Annotated in this window: 18 protein-coding genes; 8 read left to right on the top strand and 10 right to left on the bottom strand. The window is 45.8% G+C overall.

Going from position 1 to position 18,764, the window contains the following annotated elements:
• Nucleotides 1-203: 203 nt before the first annotated feature.
• Nucleotides 204-1,622 (bottom strand): GGDEF domain-containing protein, encoded by a 1,419-nt coding sequence (locus K7I13_RS01755; protein WP_255947498.1) that lies wholly within the window; start codon nucleotides 1,620-1,622, stop codon nucleotides 204-206.
• A 229-nt stretch (nucleotides 1,623-1,851) separates the two neighbouring features.
• Here K7I13_RS01755 and K7I13_RS01760 point away from each other — a divergent pair, with 229 nt between their 5' ends.
• On the top strand, nucleotides 1,852-3,219 hold the full coding sequence (locus K7I13_RS01760) for an MATE family efflux transporter (RefSeq protein ID WP_255947499.1): 1,368 nt from the start codon (nucleotides 1,852-1,854) through the stop codon (nucleotides 3,217-3,219).
• Nucleotides 3,220-3,240: 21 nt separating this feature from the next.
• Here K7I13_RS01760 and K7I13_RS01765 read toward each other — a convergent pair whose 3' ends face one another.
• The 3 genes from K7I13_RS01765 to K7I13_RS01775 are packed head-to-tail and all read right to left on the bottom strand — an operon-like array spanning nucleotide 3,241 to nucleotide 6,688.
• A complete protein-coding gene (locus K7I13_RS01765) occupies nucleotides 3,241-4,341 on the bottom strand; it encodes a ribonuclease H-like domain-containing protein (RefSeq protein ID WP_255947500.1) in 1,101 nt (366 codons plus the stop codon).
• Nucleotides 4,341-5,597 (bottom strand): DEAD/DEAH box helicase, encoded by a 1,257-nt coding sequence (locus tag K7I13_RS01770; protein WP_255947501.1) that lies wholly within the window; start codon nucleotides 5,595-5,597, stop codon nucleotides 4,341-4,343. Before K7I13_RS01770 ends, K7I13_RS01765 begins: the two co-directional genes overlap by 1 nt.
• Nucleotides 5,582-6,688, bottom strand: a complete 1,107-nt coding sequence (locus K7I13_RS01775) for a DEAD/DEAH box helicase (RefSeq protein ID WP_255947502.1) — start codon at nucleotides 6,686-6,688, stop codon at nucleotides 5,582-5,584. Before K7I13_RS01775 ends, K7I13_RS01770 begins: the two co-directional genes overlap by 16 nt.
• A 157-nt stretch (nucleotides 6,689-6,845) precedes the next feature.
• On the opposite strand from K7I13_RS01775, the gene K7I13_RS01780 reads away from it, so the two are divergent.
• Genes K7I13_RS01780 through rlmN form a run of 6 tightly spaced genes read left to right on the top strand, consistent with a single transcriptional unit; the run spans nucleotide 6,846 to nucleotide 11,723 of the window.
• Nucleotides 6,846-7,286 carry a hypothetical protein gene (locus K7I13_RS01780; protein WP_255947503.1) on the top strand — a complete coding sequence of 147 codons (441 nt, stop codon included), beginning with the start codon at nucleotides 6,846-6,848 and terminating at the stop codon, nucleotides 7,284-7,286.
• 12 nt (nucleotides 7,287-7,298) lie between these two features.
• Nucleotides 7,299-8,582, top strand: coding sequence for an NAD(P)/FAD-dependent oxidoreductase (locus K7I13_RS01785; RefSeq protein ID WP_255947504.1), 1,284 nt, complete (start codon nucleotides 7,299-7,301; stop codon nucleotides 8,580-8,582).
• A gap of 1 nt (nucleotide 8,583) precedes the next feature.
• The gene (locus K7I13_RS01790) at nucleotides 8,584-9,111 is read left to right on the top strand and encodes an RsmD family RNA methyltransferase (protein WP_255947505.1); all 528 of its coding nucleotides are present in this window, start codon (nucleotides 8,584-8,586) and stop codon (nucleotides 9,109-9,111) included.
• A 56-nt stretch (nucleotides 9,112-9,167) separates the two neighbouring features.
• Entirely contained in the window at nucleotides 9,168-9,521 is a 354-nt protein-coding gene (locus tag K7I13_RS01795) for a hypothetical protein (protein WP_255947506.1), read from the top strand.
• A gap of 32 nt (nucleotides 9,522-9,553) precedes the next feature.
• On the top strand, nucleotides 9,554-10,675 hold the full coding sequence (locus tag K7I13_RS01800; protein ID WP_255949185.1) for a tetratricopeptide repeat protein: 1,122 nt from the start codon (nucleotides 9,554-9,556) through the stop codon (nucleotides 10,673-10,675).
• 10 nt (nucleotides 10,676-10,685) lie between these two features.
• Nucleotides 10,686-11,723, top strand: a complete 1,038-nt coding sequence (gene rlmN / locus K7I13_RS01805; RefSeq protein ID WP_255947508.1) for a dual-specificity RNA methyltransferase RlmN — start codon at nucleotides 10,686-10,688, stop codon at nucleotides 11,721-11,723.
• A gap of 24 nt (nucleotides 11,724-11,747) precedes the next feature.
• On the opposite strand, the gene K7I13_RS01810 is transcribed toward rlmN, so the two are convergent.
• The 5 genes from K7I13_RS01810 to K7I13_RS01830 form a co-directional block, all read right to left on the bottom strand.
• Entirely contained in the window at nucleotides 11,748-12,053 is a 306-nt protein-coding gene (locus K7I13_RS01810; protein WP_255947510.1) for a hypothetical protein, read from the bottom strand.
• Between the two features lie 67 nt (nucleotides 12,054-12,120).
• Complete coding sequence (locus K7I13_RS01815; RefSeq protein WP_255947511.1) at nucleotides 12,121-12,507, bottom strand: (deoxy)nucleoside triphosphate pyrophosphohydrolase; 387 nt, start codon at nucleotides 12,505-12,507, stop codon at nucleotides 12,121-12,123.
• 14 nt (nucleotides 12,508-12,521) lie between these two features.
• Nucleotides 12,522-12,938: a hypothetical protein gene (locus tag K7I13_RS01820; RefSeq protein ID WP_255947512.1), complete on the bottom strand. Its 417-nt coding sequence runs from the start codon at nucleotides 12,936-12,938 to the stop codon at nucleotides 12,522-12,524.
• Nucleotides 12,939-12,974: 36 nt separating this feature from the next.
• Nucleotides 12,975-13,544 carry a hypothetical protein gene (locus K7I13_RS01825; RefSeq protein WP_255947513.1) on the bottom strand — a complete coding sequence of 190 codons (570 nt, stop codon included), beginning with the start codon at nucleotides 13,542-13,544 and terminating at the stop codon, nucleotides 12,975-12,977.
• Nucleotides 13,541-14,770 carry an LIC_12708 family protein gene (locus tag K7I13_RS01830; RefSeq protein WP_255947514.1) on the bottom strand — a complete coding sequence of 410 codons (1,230 nt, stop codon included), beginning with the start codon at nucleotides 14,768-14,770 and terminating at the stop codon, nucleotides 13,541-13,543. The genes K7I13_RS01825 and K7I13_RS01830 overlap by 4 nt, the downstream gene beginning before the upstream one ends.
• Nucleotides 14,771-14,883: 113 nt before the next feature.
• Between K7I13_RS01830 and secA the strand changes: the two genes are divergently transcribed.
• Complete coding sequence (gene secA / locus K7I13_RS01835; protein WP_255947519.1) at nucleotides 14,884-17,649, top strand: preprotein translocase subunit SecA; 2,766 nt, start codon at nucleotides 14,884-14,886, stop codon at nucleotides 17,647-17,649.
• A gap of 83 nt (nucleotides 17,650-17,732) precedes the next feature.
• Here secA and K7I13_RS01840 read toward each other — a convergent pair whose 3' ends face one another.
• Nucleotides 17,733-18,605: a diacylglycerol/lipid kinase family protein gene (locus tag K7I13_RS01840; protein WP_255947521.1), complete on the bottom strand. Its 873-nt coding sequence runs from the start codon at nucleotides 18,603-18,605 to the stop codon at nucleotides 17,733-17,735.
• Between the last annotated feature and the right edge of the window lie 159 nt (nucleotides 18,606-18,764).

The raw sequence follows: 18,764 nt of genomic DNA on the forward strand, positions 1-18,764 counted from the left end.
GGGGTACTTAGGATTTATTTTGCACGAAAGACCGGTAAAACAGCTGTTTTTTTGGGTATTGAGGCAATTTTAAAACTGAAAAAGTTTTTGAAATTGCCGCCTTAGGCGTAAAAAAAGAGAAAACTATCAGATATAAAGAATCTGATAGTTTTCTCTTTGAAAAGCTTCTTTCAAAGCTAACCGGGTTTTGAAAGAAGCCCGATTTACAGGGATTTTACCGGCTGGGCTTCATAATAACACACGCGACTCTTCCCCTGCCGTTTTGCTGAATACATCGCGGTATCGGACGCATGCAGAAGCTGCTCTACCGTATCGCCATCTTTCGGAAAGGACGCGACGCCGATACTCAGCGGGCAGACCGGGGCTGAATCAGACAATTGCCAGGGCTGCTGGAACCGGCCCAGCAGATAATCAAGAATTTCCTGCAGTTTTTCGGACGAAGTATCCTCACACAGCAGAACAAACTCGTCTCCTGCATGCCGGTATATCCTGTCCTGTGTCAGGGGATTTTCCGTAAGTTCCTGCGCCATCGCAACAAGAAGTTCGTCGCCGGTCTGATGACCCAGCGTATCATTAACTGTCTTAAAATTATCAAGATCAAAAAAGAGAAAATAACCTGTTGTCCCGGATTCTTCAGCGCGTTTAAGCATTTCACTGCAGTCGTAAAGCAGGCTCCGCCGGTTCCGGAGTTTTGTGAGCGTATCGAGTCCAGCCATTTCCTTAATAAGTTCCTCATTACGCTTGTTTTCGGTAATATCAACACTGGTTACCACATGGGCCAGCCTTCCGTCGACCCAGGGAAAAGACGCGCTGAAAACCCTGAACCAGGACTTATCAAAAGGCCTCTGATAATCCCAGCTGTACGCCTTGGTTGGTTCGCCGTTTTCATCTATCAGTTTTTTCTGCGGGCAATAATCGCACTCGCCTGTTTTATCCGAATAAAGAGCCTGCCAGCAGGTTTTTCCCATCATATTCGGCAAACCGCCGTAAGGATCCGCCATGGATTTGTTTGCGTACAGAATTTCGTGAGTATAGAAATCATTTACATATATATCTATGCCCATATGATCCATAATGGATAAAAGGGATTCCTTGGTCGCCTCAAGTTTGTGCTGATAAACCCGCAGTTTTATATGGTTTCCGACAACCTTCATGACTGAACAGGCCGCATTTACCTCAGGCTCGTACAGCAAAACCTCGCTCCTGCGGTCCATCATGCCGGCTATTCCTATTAACTGTTTTTCCGCATCAATAATCGGAATCAGCAAAATGGTATTCATATGAAAAAAATGCAGCAGCTTTTTTTCCAGTTCGTTTTTTGCATCCTGCTTGTGTATAATAATGGCGGAAGTATTGGTTATATACGCTATTTCGTCAGGTTTCAGGTATTTGCTTATCTGTATGGTTTCACATATCGAGGTATTAAAACGGACGTATGACTCCCTCAGATGAAAAGTCTGGGTATGGTCCGCCTCATAAATAAAACCGCAGGCAAAGCCGAAAAAATCACAGGTTGTTTTCAATATACCTGAAATAGGCTCATAAGGGTTGCTGTGACGGCTCAATTCTTCGAGGACCTGAACAAAGAGATCCTGCTGTTGTTCAAAGGTTGAAATTTTCATATGCCTTTCAGGACGTCTTAATCGCTGAGACTCCTATTTTAAACTACAATACCGCGAACAAACGGCTGTTTATTTTTAAATTATGAGAAACCTTTCTTCTACACTATACTATTTTTTGGAAAAATGACAATGATTTTTAACAGCTTTTAAAGAAAAATTAACATTATAAAGAAAACAGCTCCTTTTGCATGGACATATATTGCCGACTCCTATATAGTCGTGTGTATCTATGACAGAACATGCTGAACTCAAAGAAAACAAGATGGGCTCCATGCCTATCGGTAAACTGCTGATTGAAATTTCCCTTCCAATGGTAATTTCAATGCTGGTACAGGCGCTTTATAACATTGTAGACAGTCTCTTTGTCGCAAAACTGAGTGAAGACGCGCTTTCGGCAGTAACTCTGGCCTTTCCGGTACAGAATTTAATGATCGCAATCGCAACCGGCACAGGGGTCGGAATTAATGCCCTGCTTTCAAAAAGTCTGGGCCAGAAAAACCAGGATGAGGCAAACCGAGCGGCCAATAACGGCATTTTTCTTGCCCTGTGTTATGCTGTCCTGTTTTTCATTCTCGGACTCAGTCTCACGCGGCTTTATTTTGAAATGCAGACGGATAATCCGGTGATTCTGAAGGAAGGTATTGCCTATGTTTCAATCTGTACAATGCTTTCCTTCGGTATATTCGGACAGGTTACCTTTGAAAGATTGCTCCAGTCCACAGGACGGACCTTCTTTACCATGATAAGCCAAGGAGCCGGGGCAATTATCAATATTATCCTTGACCCCATTATGATTTTCGGCTTATTCGGATTTCCCAGGATGGAAGTCGCCGGAGCCGCGCTTGCTACTGTTATTGGTCAAACCTGTGCAATGGGACTGGGGCTTTTCTTTAACCTGAAATTCAACCCTGATATACATATCAACCTGAAAAAATTCCGCCCGGATTTTTTTACCATAAAGAAAATTTACGCGGTGGGAATTCCTTCCATGGTTATGGCTTCCATCTCATCTGTTATGACCTTCGGAATGAATAAAATACTTATGGCTTTTACATCCACTGCCACCGCGGTTTTCGGGGTCTATTTCAGGCTGCAGAGTTTTATTTTTATGCCTGTATTCGGTCTGAATAACGGAATGATACCGATTATTGCATACAATTACGGCGCGAAAAACAGAAAACGCATTACCAAGACAATAAAGCTGAGTATCTGCTATGCCGTTTGTATTATGCTTATAGGGATGACAATTTTTCAGGTGTTTCCCGACAAGCTGCTGTCCTTGTTCAATGCGTCGGAGTCCATGATGGAAATCGGTATGTATGCGCTCAGGATTATCAGCCTGCATTTTCTTCTCGCGGGATTCGGAATCGTGCTTTCGTCGGTTTTTCAGGCCTTTGGACATGCGGTCCTGAGCCTTATTATGTCGGTAATCAGACAGTTGGCTGTGCTTTTGCCGGCGGCCTATATTCTCTCAAAAACGGGAGGACTTCATTCCATATGGTGGTCCTTTCCCATTGCCGAATGCGTTTCAGTTCTATGCAGTATTGTGTTTATGCGGTATGTGTATAAAAAGGAAATAGCCCCCATGAAGAACTGACATTTACCGGTCAGGCAAATGTCAGTTCCTGAGCATTTTTCTTTTTATACGCTCAGCGCGGTGAAGGTCCCCGTTTTTTTCCGCGAACATAAGGGCCTGTTCGAGGTCGCTCAGGCGGTGTTCAAGATCGATAGCCAGAATTTTTGCCGCGAGAGCGTCGCCCGAATGAGCGAGCGGTTCAAGAAAAATACGGGCCTCTTCATATTTTTTCTGAGACCGCAAATCAAGGGCGCGTACAAGGGCTGCCCTGCCCTCGCCTTCTTCTATTGCCGAGTCCAGCCGGAATAAAAGCCGGGCAAGACTTATACAGTCTTCAAGGTTGTGTTCTCCGACAGCCAAAAGCCGGTCCATTGTTCCGGTACGGACAAATTCAAACCAGGCGTCGGGCGCCTCGCTTCCCGGAAGATCATTCAGTCGGCTTACTCCCAGGATTTGATTTTCCAGAATTGAAAGCCTGCAGGACCCGAGTTCACGTTTCCATAAAACACGCGACGGAAACAGCAGGTCAAGATGAATATTCGAGGAAAAAACAGACCCGTTTCCGGAGATCCTGTTCATGCAAAGCCTGGACACGAGAATGGACGAGTCAAAACACTTTCCGTTAAATGAAACAAAAACAGGATTTGTACCGATAATTGCGCACATTTTTTCAAGCAATTCAGGCTCGCCGGGGTAATCGGAAATCAGCAGCTGGTGAACCGCCAGGATTCCGGGTTCAGTAAACCGGGCAAACCCGACCATAAAGGCAATTGTTCCCGCGCCGTGGGAGAGGCCGGTTGTTTCAATATCGAAAAAAACAAGGTTCCGCAAAAAAGAATAAGAGGTCTCTTCATCTGATTGGTCCGGTAAGAAGACGGGAAACTTTTCAAGCAGTTTTTTTTCACGCGGAAACAAAAGCGGCAGGGATGCGGAAAAACCGGAGCGGAAACAGGGGATATTTGCGTAATGGATCCGCTCATAGAGAAAGGGCGCAGTGTTTTCCCAGCCGGGCAAATAAGGCGAAGCGAAACCGGCAACGGTCTCCGCTTCCCCGCTTACGATGACATTCTGCAATTCCGCGCCGTTTTTTCGCTCTTTTTCCCTGATCCGGTTAAGTCGGCCGGAAAGACGGGAGTTCGCCATCAGTTTTTATCTCCCGGAGAACCGGAGACAAGGTTCTTCAAAAGTCCGGCGGCGGAAGATTTTATAAGAGGATTTTCCGAATGAACTCCGATACAGGACGGGCAGCCATATTCACAGGGACAGTTTTGGATTTGATCAATGGACGCCTGTATAATTGCCGGCAGACTTTCATTAAAAGCGTCAGCCAGACCGGAACCTCCGGGAACTCTGTCAAAAAAGTATAAAACAGGTCCCGAGAAATGAAGGTCACGGATACGCGGCCAGACCCCAATATCTCTGCTGTCGCACAGCAAAAAGACCGGGGCGACGGAACGCATCAGAGTCCCCATACCTGACAGAATTTCACCCAGGTCTGCGTCATCAAGCCCCGAACCTTCCATATCATGAAGCGGAAAAAAACGGTTATCCAAAAGAAGCATAACGCCCCTGGTTTCCATTTCTTCGGCATCAAGCGCTATTTCACCGAACCCTATGTTTTCATGTGTATGAAAACGCAGTTTCTTGAATTTTGCCACCTGGGTCCGGACCAGTATATCGCCGACAGCGATTGAAAGTTTTTCCGGAAGATAGGAAACAATGGAATCTTCCGTCAAAACCTGTATGTCGGTTTTAACCACACCGTCGGTAAAGTAATTGATTTCAACCTCGGTTACTTCAGCCCGCCTGTTCGGAATATCAAGCAGGGTAACCATATACTGCCGTCCGAGGTGAATATACACGGCATTCGGAAACAGCATTTCCTTTGCCGAAGGACGGTCCATTTCTCCTATTACGGTATTCCTTCCCTCTGTTATATCAACAATTACAACATTATCAGCCGTTGCGGAACGGAGACTGATTCCTTCGGAAGGAAATGACCGGTCAGACCAGTGCCACCTTCCGGCCGTATGCCTGACAATACCGTCTTCCTCAAGCGCGGACAGTATTTCCACTGTTTCAGGCGGAAAAGCAGCCTGCACGTGAGGCGACGTGAGTTCCGCATCGGTAAAGGGCAGCTCAAAAGCGGCGCATTTTACATGATCAGTCAGCACATAAGGATTCTCGGGGTCAATCTGTGCGGTTTCATGCGGGCGGTCAAAAAAGTAATCGGGATGTGTAATAATAAACTGGTCCAGAGGTGATGAGGAGGCGATAAAAACAACCACCGATTCGGTCTGCCTGCGTCCGGCCCGGCCCGACTGTTGCCAGAATGAGGAAAAAGAACCCGGAAACCCCGCAACAATCGCGGCGTCAAGTCCGCCTATGTCAATGCCCAACTCAAGCGCATTTGTGGAAACAACCCCTGAATGGTTCCTTCGCGCAAACCTTTTTCAATTGTTCTGCGTTCCAGAGGGAGAAGCCCTCCCCGGTACGGGACTACAGTAATCCCCTCATTACCGGTATACATATTTTCCAGGGAGTCATTTATATACGAAGCTATTACTTCAGTCTTTATTCTCGAATGGGCAAAGAGAATTGTTTTTACATTTTTTCTGAGAAAGGCAAGGGCCCATCTCTGGCTTTCATTAATAACGCCCCGTCTGATCCCCTGAACGGCGTCGATAAGGGGCGGATTATACAAAACAATGGTCTTTTTACCGGAAGGAGCGCCGTTTTCATCAATAAGTTTAACGGGTGCGCCTATCAGTTTTTGCGCAAGTTCAGCAGGATTTCCTATTGTAGCGGAACACAGGATAAAGGTTGGTTTTGAACCATAAAAATCCGCGACACGCATAATCCGCCGGATGAGATTGGCCATATGGCTTCCGAATATGCCGCGGTATGTATGCATTTCATCTATAACAATATATTTCAGATTGACAAAAAAATGGGTCCATTTTGTATGGTTCGGGAGAATTCCGGCGTGCATCATATCAGGATTCGAAATAACAATACGGCCCTTGTCCCGTGCGTCCGCGCGTACAGACTGGGGCGTATCGCCGTCATATATGCAGACACGCAAGGGCGTCTGTTCCGCTGAATTTTGAAAATAACCGAACAGATCATTAATTTCACTCTGCTGGTCCTGGCTCAGGGCCTTTGTCGGAAAAAGATACAGGGCCCGCGCATTGGGATCCTCAAGAAGGGCCTGGATAACAGGCAGATTATAACACAGGGTTTTCCCTGACGCGGTGGGCGTAACTATTACCGTATGCCCGCCCGTACGGGCTGAAACATAGGAAGCCGCCTGATGTGAATAGAGGCTGTTTAATCCCCGGGAACGGCAGGCCGCCAAAAGGCGGGGGTTCAGGTCAGCAGGAAAAGGCACATACTGTCCTTCTCTTTCAGGGATAACCCTTACTACCGGAATATAGGGCGCAAAGGCGGGATCTTTGATAATCCCGCCGGTAATCTCAGAACTGTTCATTATGTTCGAGTATATCATAAACGAAGCGCTATGCAAAATCTTATTTTATATTCATATTGACATAACGGAATTTTATGCCGATACATTAATCAAAGAGATAAAATTCAGGCGCGGGGCTGTCAGACATTTTAGCCGCGCTTAACTCCGAGGATGTAACATGCTGCAGAATATTGTGTTTCAGGATAACTTATATCAGTTGTCCCAGTCACTGGACACGCTGTCAGAAGGACTTATGCTTGAACTGCAAAAAGAATACTTTTTTGATAAAATCGTTGATGATATTCTTTTTTTTGATAACATAATACAGAAAATGTACAAGCAAATTCAAATGAACCCGAACCTGGGGGAATATACCCGGCTGCTCCGCAATTTATATTCATGCCAGGAACGGTATATAAAAATTATTGATTCCATACTGCAGGGACAGACAGCCATGAAAGAAAGTTTTATACCGCTTATGCCCAAACTCCAGACAATCAGAAATCTCCAGCGCTCAATAAGAGAACAAATACTTAAGGAAATGCAAAAAGGCGCTAAAAATACCGATGCAAGAGACATAGTATCGAGCAATGAGTTGAATGAACTTCTCAACTTCTGATACTATGTATATATGAAATACGACTGTCTTATCGTCGGTTCCGGACCCGCCGGACTCGGCGCGGCTTTTGAAATTCTTTCAGTTAAACCTGATGCAAAAATCCTGCTCCTGGAACGCGAAAAAATATCCTCGGGCGGACTCCGCAATGACTGTAAAATGAACTTCACCTGGCCGACAGGTTTTCCCGAAGAATACTGGGATAAAGATACCGCGGGGTCCTATTTGTCCCGGGTTGAATCCTTTCTGAACCCGGAAATTCTGCCCCAGAAAAATCTCTCTACCTATGAAAAACGCGCGGGCAGGATAGGTGTGGAACTTATACTCATACGTCAGTCCCATCTCGGTACCGACGGGGGACTCAAACTGATCAGGGAATTGCTGGAACGCCTTGAAAAGGCCGGAGTTGAAATCTGTCTTCAGGAAGCGCTCGTATCGGTTGATAAAAAAAACAGCATAGCCAGGACGGATAAACGTGAAATTGCATATAAACAGATGATTGTCGCGCCCGGACGGCATGGTTTTGATTTTCTGCGCAAGTTCATGAAGGAAAATGATATTCCGTATACGGACAACAGTATTGATGTCGGAGTCCGGGTTGAAACAAAAATAGAAAACTACCCTATTGTCAAAGACTATTATGATCCGAAATTTCTATTTCCCGAACGCACCCGGACATTCTGTACCAATTCGGGAGCGGCCCACGTGGTTCAGGAAAAATACACCACATCAACCGGACAGATATATTACAGCGTAAACGGTCACGCCTTTTCCAATGAGAAAGCAGCAAACGGGTTAGTTAATTTTGCCGTTCTGCGCAGTGTTGAGTTCACCCAGCCCCTTGCCTCGGGACAGGATTACGCGGAATTTCTGGCGTCACTTGCCATGCTCACGGGAGGCGGACATCCTATTATGCAGAGGATAGGCGATTTCAGACTCGCAAAGCGAACGACAAAAGAAGGACTAAACGGTGATCTGTACGACTTTAAACCCTCCCTGCCGACCTGTACTCCGGGAGATATAAGCCTGGCAATCCCGGCCAAATTTCTGCGTTCAATCTGGAGAGCATTAAAGCAGCTTGATACTATAGTTCCCGGTGTTCTGCATCCCGCGACTATTATGTACTATCCGGAAATCAAACTGTATGCGAATAAACCCCATTTTCTGGACCGGTATTTCCGGGCTACCGAAAACATATATCTGATTGGCGACGGCGCGGGAACATCCCGGGGAATTACCGGCGCGTGGGCGTCGGGAATCCGGGCAGCAGACGGTATAAAACTGCAAATGGGCTGGTAAAATGAGAATAACCGGTGGAAGTCTGTGCGGCAGAACAGTGGAATGTCCGGCAGGAATTATCCGGCCCGCTATGGACAGAATGAGGGAATCCTTCTTTGCCATTCTGGGAGATTTAACCGGAAAATCTTTTCTCGATATGTTCAGCGGATCGGGAATCTGCGCGCTTGAAGCTTCATCGCGCGGCGCTGATCCGGTATATCTTGTTGAAAAAGACCCTCTCAAAGTTGAAACAATTCTGAAAAATGTATCAATGGCTCCCCGGAGAATAGAATGCAAATTCCAGCCCGTGGAACTGTTTCTCAAACGCTCAAAAATGCAGTTTGATATAATCTACTTTGATCCGCCCTTTCCCTACCGTTTTCATGCGGAAATGATCGCGCGCTGCGGAGAACTGGCTGTTTTAAAACCGGGCGGACTCGCAATAATTCACCGGCCAAAAGAATGTATCCTTCCCGATACGATCGGTGTTATGAAGAGGAGAGATCAGCGTGAATATGGACGGTCAATTCTTGACTTTTATGGTAAATGATAATTTTACACTAAATCATTTTTTCTTGCTTGAAAAATATAGTAAAGTTTCTTATTATGAATGATGGGGGACTCTTGAATTCAAAAAATTTGGATGAATTTTCACGCTTCACAAATGAAGGTTTGATCAAATCAACTGATTCCCCCCTGCAAGGGCTGACATCAGAACAAAAAGCACTTCTAAATAGAAAAGGTAATGAACTTTTTAACCAAGGGGAGGTAGAAAGCGCAAAGAGAATTTTCATTACAACCGGTTATTCAGACGGATTAACGCGGGTCGGGGACTTTTATACTGAAAAGGACAAACCGATTGATGCGCTGAAAATGTACTGGTTGGCCCATAATAAACGTAAGGCAGAGCCAATAATTGAAAAGTTAGCTTTGATGATAGAATCAATTATTTCAATATAAAGAGGTTAAAAATGGTAGATTTATTGTCCGACATGCCGCCGATACCCGAACCGACGGCAGGAATTACGGAAGAAGAAAAGAAATTCAACGAAATCGCTGAATTATCAAAAAACGGGTACCTGCTCCTCAAAGATAGTCATGTCGATGAGGCGGAAAATGCATTCCGGAAAATTCTGGATCTTGAAACCGATAATAATTATGCCCTGGTAGGGCTCGGTGACGCGGCCAGAAAACGCAATCATTTCCGGGAGGCGGTAGACTATTATACAAAATGTCTATCGTATCATCCTGGAAATAATTACGCACTTTTCGGACTTGCAGACTGTTACAAGGCTTTGAACCAATACAACAAAGCCATCGAGATTTGGGAACAGTATCTCCAGCATGATGACCGGAATATTACTGTTCTTACCAGAGTTGCGGACGCTTACCGGAAAATCCGCGACTTCAAACAATCCAAAATTCTGTATCTTAGAGTTCTCGACGTGGAAGATAACAATCCCTATGCGCTTATAGGATTGGGACATCTGCATTATGACTTTAAGGAGTACCGTGACGCGCTGTATTACTGGCAGAAAATGCTTGACCTGAATGATGATGCCATCGATATCCGCGTACTCACGTCAATCGGAAACTGTCACCGAAAACTGAAAACCTATGATCAGGGAATCTACTATTTCCAGCGGGCGCTCAGGATGGATCCGAATAACTTTTATGCTCTTTTCGGCTTGGCTGACTGCTACAGGGGAATGAACCAGCAATTCCGTTCCGTGGAATACTGGAACAAAATCCTCGAAAAAGACCCGAATAATAAAGTTATTCTTACCAGAGCCGGAGATGCGTACAGGAATTTAGGTGATTATGAACTTGCACAGGATTATTACCAGCGCGCCTTCGATATTGAATTTGATGTATATGCAGTTCTCGGACTTGCAATGATCAGCAAAATTCAGGGGAAATATGATGAGGCCGCGGTAAGTCTTTCAAGATTGCTGCAATCTGATCCGCGTAACTACCGTTTGTATCTTGAACTTGCAGAATGCCATTCAAATTGCGGAGATAAAAAGAAAGCAATTGATATTCTGCAGGAATTCCAGAAATTCGGCATCAGAAATCAGTTAATTTCCGAAATGCTTGAAAAGTTAAGGGAATAGTTTATATTTTATGTGTTCACATTCACATATGGAAAAGGCTCTCTCAGGGATGCTCCCTGAGGAGCTTTTTTCTTTTATGCAGTTTGATAAACCCTTCAGAGCCCGGCAGATATTCAAATGGATTGCCGCCGGAGCGAAAACCTTTGATGAAATGACAAATCTTTCCCTTGCGGACCGGACCGGTTTTGACGGAAAGTATAGTATATATTCAACAAAGGTTTCCCGGACAGAAAAGGATCCTGACGGTACAGTAAAGCTGCAAATCTCGCTTGCAGACGGAACCGCTGTTGAAACAGTCCTGCTTACGGACGCGGCTGGCAGAAAAACCGCCTGTGTTTCCTGCCAGGTGGGGTGCCCCCTGCACTGCGCCTTCTGCAGAACAGGAGATATGGGATTTTCAAGGAATCTCAGTACCGGCGAAATTGTCGAACAGTTTCTCCATCTGGAAGCAATTGCCGGCAGGCTCGACAACATCGTCTTTATGGGCATGGGAGAACCGATGCTCAATCTGCCTGCAATCAGAAAAACTGTGGAAATTTTAACGCATCCTGAAGGCCGGGGGCTGTCCCGCAAACGGATAACTGTCTCTACCGCGGGGATTTGCGAAGGTATTTATTCCCTCGCCGATGAGGGACCTGATATACGGCTGGCTGTCTCGCTCACCGCTGCGGACGACGGACTCCGGTCAGAATTGATGCCGGTAAATAAGGCCAATCCCCTTTCGGCACTCAAAGAGGCGGTCAAGTATTACAATGAAAAAACAGGCAGACGGGTGACCCTTGAAATACCATTGCTTGGAGGAATAAACACAGACCGGAAGATGGCCGGAAAGCTTGCGGTTTTCTCGGAAAACCTGAATGTCCATATTAATGTAATTCCCTGGAATTCCGTGCCGTCTTTGCCGTTTACTTCACCTCCGTCAGCCGAAACGACCGCTTTTGTTAAAACGCTTGAGGAATATGGTCTGAACATAACAGTCAGAAAAAAGCGCGGAAAAAAAATAGGCGGGGCCTGCGGACAGCTTGGAATCAGCAGGGCGCCTGATTAACAGGATGCCTTCCGATTTTTCCGGTTACCGGAGAAGTTCGGCGGCTGTCTGGGCCTGTTCATAATTCGAATATAAGTGCACTGAAGGCCCGGGGATCCATCCATCATCAATATTTATCCAGATTATCTGTGAATTTCCCGATTTCAGGATTCTTCTCCCCTTAACTTCGAAAATACTTCCGCGTCTGCCGTGGGAAACAGTTATCCCGTCTTCTCCCGGTTTATCCCGGATTGAGATGTAGGGATCCACAATAAGGGCAAACCGCGCGCTATCCGAAACAGCGGAAGTTTCGGGTAAGGTGATTGTTCCTATTGTATCCTTTTTTTGCATGAACCCAAGGCTGCGGCGGACAGAAAAATACACAGGAATATAAAAAAAATAAAACGGTATTTCATTTTCAATGTAAATCCTTCAAAAAAGGAAAAAGCTTGCGGTCGGAATCAACAAAGGGCATCTTTTCAATTTCTTCAAGCGTCGCCCACTTTATTTCGGAATGTTCTGTCAGTTTGACGGCGGAATCATCGGCAATCCTGACAGTAAAGGCAAGCAGGCGGACCGGGCCGTTTTTATTGGAAAAATCAATGGAGGCTATATACTGTTCGGGGACGGCCTCAATTCCCATTTCCTCCCGGAGTTCGCGGACTATCGCTGACTCGGGAGTTTCGCCTTCATCAACCTTTCCTCCGGGAAATTCCCAGCGTCCCCCCATTTCGCCCTCAGGCAGCCGGTGTCCGATAAGAAATTTGCCGGAAGAACACATTATTGCCGCAACAGACTCTCTCATAAGATCCTTGCGGATTAAATAAACAGTACTTGCGGGAAAAGAAGATGAAGAACCGCTGCAGCAAGCATTACATAACCGACATACTGCTTCCATGATATGATTTTCTGAGCAAAATTCGGCAGGGGCTTTTCATCCGTAGTTTCGGGGCGGCTCTTGTAATATTCATATACCAGAATGAATCCGCCGACCAGACCGGCACAGGCAGGGAAAATATCGCCGATAACGGGAACATCCCCGCGGACTACCGTCACGAGCTTGAGGAAACCTGTTATCATGGTTAAAAGGCCGAGAACAAATCGGAAAGTTCTATTCTGTACAATTACTAAAAGGCCTTCCTGGACCGGCGAACCGGAGGACAATTTATCGGAAAAAACAAGGACCAGACCGGTAATTGCATTAAAAAGAACGGAAAAGAAATAAAACTGCAGCATTTTTTCACTCCTGTAAGATTAAGAATATAAAAAAGTTTAACTCCGGTCAACTGTTACCGTTATTGACACATCCTCATCATTGATTGAGACATTTGCATGGACTCTTTTTATTTCATAATCTCTCATTGTTGTCCTGACTACCAGTTCCTGTCCGCTGTATGCTTCGACAGTTGTTTTTTCCAGAACAACCAAACCATCGGTATCAAGACCCTGGAAAACTGCTATCAGAGGCTGTGTTTCATTATTATACGATGAATTTCCGGAACAGGAAAGCGTAATATATATTGTTTCATCATATAAAAAAGCTTTGAGCTTAAAAGAAGTCCCGGACAGCGCGGCCGTTCCTTCCGGATCAGAAAACAGTGCAATTCCGGCAATAACAATGCATAAAATAATGATTACTGTTAAAATACTCCGGAGACCGCGGTTTGCCGTAAGCCCCTTTATAAAACCTTTGTTGGGCGTATATCCCTCGGTATATATCTTCTGCACGCTTTCCGGTGCGTTTTTCAGCCGCTGTTCACGGTTATAATGGAAATGGAGCCTTTCGGCGTCCGATTCCATATCAGCGGAATCCGTGTTTTTTTTATCATCTTCAGATTTCACCGTCTTATTTCTCCGATCAGTGAATCAGTGCGCCACCAGACAACGGAGGCATTTGAAGGAGTCGCAAGCAGGGCGGAAAGTATTCCGTCGCTGGAAAGCATAAAGGCATTGTAGGCCTGTTCTTCCCTGGGGATGGAAAGGGTCCTTCTCTGGACATTCCGGGAACGGATATCCATAATTTCAAGGGCATAGCCTTCCTCATTGGGTGTATAGAGGAAAATATTTCCGTTTGCCGTAATTCCGAGAAAATCAAAGGGCCTTGTATATATGTTTTCGGAATTTGCATTACCCTCATCATAGGCCGGAATATCTATTTTTTCGCCATAACGGCCCGCCTTAACATCCAGGGGATATATGCAGCTTCGGTCATACGAAATACCGGCGTTTGCTCCGGTTTCGGAATCGATTATTTCAGGAAAATAATCCAGCTTAATATACAGGACCTGTCTTACCGGATCGGGAATAACCCGCTCAAGGGAGATATGAATAGTGTCGGCTGCCTCAAAGGGAGTCGGCAGGTTTTTGTACCTTACGGGAATTTTATACATTAGGTTTCCCTCGGCGTCATACCAGAAAACCTGTATTTCAGTCATGGTTTTTGTAATGACTATTATTTCATTTCTTACATTTGTATACAGACCTGTTACCGGAGGAAAGGGTGTCCCTCCCAGTCCTTCCTGTCCAAGATAATCAATATACCTCCCGTCCGATGTAAAGCGCAGAATCACATTCTTTAAAATAAGCTGCTGGTCAGCATCAAATTCATAACGTGATTCCGGCAGCTGATCGGCAACGAGAAGCCGTTTATCCATATCAACCGCCAGATAGTTCGGATGGTTAAAAGGATACGGTATGGCCTTGCGGGTAGCAGGGCTGACAACGCCGTTTACCGGCGCGACCTGGTCGGCAAAGGACGGAACAGGGTTTGTTTCAGGATTGTAATAAACGGATAACAAATCGCCGAAAGATGTCAGCTGCAGTATTTTCTGGGCTCCCGGATTCGCAATATAAAACATTCCGTCTCTCATATATATCTGGGTATCAGGCACGGAAAAAGCCGACCCAAGCTGGAAAAGATCTATTTCGTCTTCAAAACGTCCATAGGAAAGTGTAAACAATTTTTCGCGTTCCAGACTTCCGGCCGCCTCTTTTTTGCAGGAAACAAAAGAAAAGGCCGTACAAAAAAACAGCAGCGTAATAATTACATGACTTCCGTGATGCCTCATACATCCTCCAAGCAGCGCTGATTAAGTCGTCATGGCTTAATCAGCGCTGCCCTAACAGGTTAGAATTCATTCCTGCGCTTGTCAACACTGTTTACTTTTAGTAGAATGTACTAATGTTAACAGACTCAATTATTCGTTTTTTCTTTGGTTCACAGCACGAACGGGATATTAAAGCCCTGCTTCCTGTATTACATAAGGTAAATGAAAAAGAAACCTGGGCCATGTCTTTGCCCACGGAGGAATTTCCGAAAAAAACCGCTGAATTCAAGAAAAGATATGCCGGAGGAGAATCCCTCGATGCTTTTATTCCGGAAGCCTTTGCTCTGGCCCGGGAAGCGGCTCGACGCATTCTGGGAGAACGTCCCTATGATGTACAGATACTCGGTTCGCTTGTTCTGCATTCCGGCCGGATTGTAGAAATGAAAACCGGTGAGGGAAAAACCCTTATGAGCGTTGCCGCTGCTTACCTGAACAGCCTTACCGGCAAGGGTGTGCATATAGTCACCGTAAATGATTATCTTGCCGAGCGCGACGCAGACTGGATGCGTCCGGTATATACATATCTTGGTCAGACCGTGGGTTCCATTCTGTCCAACATGGATAACGAGGCCCGTCGGCTCGCATATAACTGTGATATTACCTATGGCACAAATAATGAACTCGGTTTTGACTATCTCCGTGACAATATGAAATGGGATATGTCGGAGCGTACCCAGCGGGAATTTTCCTTTGCAGTCGTAGACGAAATAGACTCAATTCTGATTGATGAGGCGCGGACCCCTCTTATTATTTCAGGGTCCGCGGAAGACGATACGGCCCGTTTTTCCGAAGTGGACAAACTGATAGGCCAGCTCAAGGAAGTTGAAAAAAAACCGGGGACAAACGATTATCCCGATGAAACAAAGGGTGAGTCCGTTGTCGGCGATTACAAGCTTGATGAAAAAAGCCGGAGAGTGTCGTTTACCGGCGACGGTATGCTGCATATCGAGGAAATCCTGCAAAAGCGAAGTCTGATCAGCGGAAGTCTCTTTGAAGAAGAAAATTTTGAATTTATTCATTATTTCACACAGGCAGTCAGGGCGCACGAGCTGTATCATATTGATGTAGACTATGTTGTCAAGGAAGGGGCCGTTCAGATTGTAGATGAATTCACCGGACGTATTCTTGACGGCAGGCGGTACTCCGACGGGCTGCATCAGGCTATTGAAGCAAAAGAACATATCCGTATTGCCCAGCGCAACCGGACAATGGCGACTATAACCTTCCAGAATTTTTTCCGCATGTATGACAAACTTTCAGGAATGACCGGGACGGCTGATACAGAAGCGGTTGAATTCAACAAAATATATGGCATGGAAGTTGTTGTCATTCCGACAAACCTTCCTGTTGCCCGCAAAGATGAAGATGATGTTGTCTATCTGAATGAAAAGGAAAAATGGAACGCGCTGTGTAATGAAATTTCCGATGCATATACAAGGGGCCAGCCGGTACTGGTCGGAACCGTTTCCATAGAAAAATCCGAGCATATCTCCAAACTGCTCACCAAAAAGGGTGTCCGTCATGAAGTCCTTAACGCGAAAAACCACGCGCGCGAGGCCCTGATTATTGCCGAGGCCGGCGCAAAAGGTTCTATAACGATCGCGACGAATATGGCGGGCCGCGGTACGGATATCAAACTGGGAGGGAACCCGGAATTCCGCGCCAGAAAACGGGCCGGGACAAATGCGACACCTGAACAGTATGCGGCCATTTATGAAGAAGAATTCGGGAAATGGAAAAAAGATGAGCAGGAAGTAATAAACCTCGGCGGGTTATATGTAATAGGTACCGAACGCCATGAAAGCCGGCGTATTGATAATCAGCTGCGAGGGCGTTCCGGACGTCAGGGAAATCCCGGACGGTCCCGTTTTTTCATTTCACTTGATGATGATCTGATGCGGCTCTTCGGCGGAGAAAACCTCAAGCGCATGATGTCAAGGATTGGGATGGAACCCGGAGAACCGATCTTTCATCCCTGGCTGAACAAAAGTATTGAAAAGGCGCAGAAAAAAGTAGAAGAAAGAAACTTTGAAATAAGAAAGCACCTGCTTGAATATGATGATGTATTGAATGAACAGAGAACCTTTATTTATAAACAGCGGAATGATATTCTTGCCGATGAAAACCTTATAGGCCGTATTCTGGCCACCGCGGAAGAATACATAGACGAATATATTGGCGAATTTACTGCGGCGAGCAGGAAAAACCGGGACGCCTCGACAGCTGATCTGAAAGATCATTTTTATTCGAAATTCGGCTACACTATAACGGAAGAAGAAATAGCCGGAATTACGAAAAACGCTGGAGACACAAAAGCAAACCTGCTGAAGAAATTCCGGGAAGATCTGGAGCAAAAAGAGTCGCTGGCCGGGAAAGAAAACCTTAATACATTTATCAAATACCAATACCTGCAGGCCATTGATAAAAAGTGGCTCGATCATCTTGAAAATCTGGAATCACTCAGAGAAGCGGTTTATCTCCGTTCCTATGGACAGAAAAATCCTCTTACGGAATATAAGCTTGAAGGGTTTGATATATTTTACCAGATGCTGGACGAAATCCGGCTTGAAATTGCGTCGCGGGTATTCCTTGTCAAGATAAAGGTCGACGGGGCTTCCGCGCCAAGACGGGGTTACCGCACGGTTTCGGGCAATGCGCAGCATAATGCCATAGGCTCGTTCAGTTCCGCGGCGGCGGCCGCCCCGGGGAAAAATTCAGGCCCCATGAGCGCAAGCACTCCCGAAAATGCGCAGGTGGTACGGACAATGCCGAAAGTAGGACGGAACGACCCCTGCCCCTGCGGCAGCGGCAAAAAGTACAAATTCTGTCACGGCGCATGACAGTACCGGCCGGAAAATAAGTCAAAACCGGACTGGTTTTCTTTTTCCGGCACTTACTTGCACGCAGTTATATTATCCGCCGTCTAAATTCCCTCAGGGCGTAATATGCGGATAAAGGGTTCGGTAAGTTCCATGGTTAAGGGAAAATCTTCTTTAGTGAGAAGATGGGATTCTCCGTCAAGCTGGACAAGGATTTTTTCATTGTAATCAAATTTCAGTATATCTGCCGTATACAGTAATGTTTCGGAAAAACTGGCGTGAGTCCCGTTAAGAAAGTGCTTTTTTATTTTCAGCTTTCTCAAAAGGCTCATATCCCGTACACCGCAGATATTATTATCGTCAGAAAGGATTTTCTGTCCGGAACCGTATGTCCGGTGGCCTGAAACGCCCATCAGATACAGAAGCATTTTTTCCTGATGGTTCATGACCACAGTCCCGTCTTTGAGTTCAGCCTGAACGGAAAGGTCTCCTACGCGATAAATCCGGTCATAAAAAACACAGGCAAGGTCAACCCATATTTTATAAAAATCACCGGGAAATAAATGTTTTACACGGTTTGTCATATGGGTTACAAAGGCATCAAGCCCGATACTCGCAATATTAAACGCATACCAGCAATCATCCTTTTTGCCTGCGGGATATACCCGGACTGCGGGCTGCATAACATAATGGACCGGCTCGGTTAAAAGTTTCAGGGATACATCAATGGTCCTGCCGTCCGCGCCGTCATTTCCTGTTCCGAAGGGCAGACGCAAAAAACAAATCCTGTCCGTTATTTCCTTCTTACCGTTTTTCAGCACAACCTCGGCAAACGCGGTCTGCACTTCCAGGCTTGTCCCGTCTCCGCCTGCGGTGACAATTAAATACAGCGCATCCGGATCCGTATTTTTCTCAATATTCCTGTATAATTGAGCGGCAATTACCTGGGCATGGGCAACCCATTCCGAAGTATGCAATACGGCGGTACATGATTTTGTCTGTACAGGACGGTCTTTGACTTCCAGAACCGCCGCCTCGATAAACCGACGGTTCTGTTCAATTCTTTTTTTAATACAAAGCCGCCGGAAATAGGGTTCGCTATTATTGCCAGGTGCATATTTTTTCCCCGGAAAATA

Source organism: Brucepastera parasyntrophica (assembly GCF_022376835.1).
Classification (GTDB): domain Bacteria; phylum Spirochaetota; class Spirochaetia; order Treponematales; family Treponemataceae; genus Brucepastera; species Brucepastera parasyntrophica.

What these genes read in the sequence shown, in the direction of transcription:
- K7I13_RS01765 (WP_255947500.1), bottom strand. Translation starts at nt 4,341, where the DNA reads ATGGCGAACTCCCGTCTTTCCGGCCGACTTAACCGGATCAGGGAAAAA.
- K7I13_RS01790 (WP_255947505.1), top strand. Translation starts at nt 8,584, where the DNA reads ATGAGAATAACCGGTGGAAGTCTGTGCGGCAGAACAGTGGAATGTCCG.
- K7I13_RS01815 (WP_255947511.1), bottom strand. Translation starts at nt 12,507, where the DNA reads ATGAGAGAGTCTGTTGCGGCAATAATGTGTTCTTCCGGCAAATTTCTT.
- K7I13_RS01830 (WP_255947514.1), bottom strand. Translation starts at nt 14,770, where the DNA reads ATGAGGCATCACGGAAGTCATGTAATTATTACGCTGCTGTTTTTTTGT.
- K7I13_RS01780 (WP_255947503.1), top strand. Translation starts at nt 6,846, where the DNA reads ATGCTGCAGAATATTGTGTTTCAGGATAACTTATATCAGTTGTCCCAG.
- rlmN (WP_255947508.1), top strand. Translation starts at nt 10,686, where the DNA reads ATGTGTTCACATTCACATATGGAAAAGGCTCTCTCAGGGATGCTCCCT.
- K7I13_RS01775 (WP_255947502.1), bottom strand. Translation starts at nt 6,688, where the DNA reads ATGAACAGTTCTGAGATTACCGGCGGGATTATCAAAGATCCCGCCTTT.
- K7I13_RS01800 (WP_255949185.1), top strand. Translation starts at nt 9,554, where the DNA reads ATGCCGCCGATACCCGAACCGACGGCAGGAATTACGGAAGAAGAAAAG.
- K7I13_RS01785 (WP_255947504.1), top strand. Translation starts at nt 7,299, where the DNA reads ATGAAATACGACTGTCTTATCGTCGGTTCCGGACCCGCCGGACTCGGC.
- K7I13_RS01820 (WP_255947512.1), bottom strand. Translation starts at nt 12,938, where the DNA reads ATGCTGCAGTTTTATTTCTTTTCCGTTCTTTTTAATGCAATTACCGGT.
- K7I13_RS01810 (WP_255947510.1), bottom strand. Translation starts at nt 12,053, where the DNA reads ATGCAAAAAAAGGATACAATAGGAACAATCACCTTACCCGAAACTTCC.
- secA (WP_255947519.1), top strand. Translation starts at nt 14,884, where the DNA reads ATGTTAACAGACTCAATTATTCGTTTTTTCTTTGGTTCACAGCACGAA.
- K7I13_RS01755 (WP_255947498.1), bottom strand. Translation starts at nt 1,622, where the DNA reads ATGAAAATTTCAACCTTTGAACAACAGCAGGATCTCTTTGTTCAGGTC.
- K7I13_RS01795 (WP_255947506.1), top strand. Translation starts at nt 9,168, where the DNA reads ATGAATGATGGGGGACTCTTGAATTCAAAAAATTTGGATGAATTTTCA.
- K7I13_RS01760 (WP_255947499.1), top strand. Translation starts at nt 1,852, where the DNA reads ATGACAGAACATGCTGAACTCAAAGAAAACAAGATGGGCTCCATGCCT.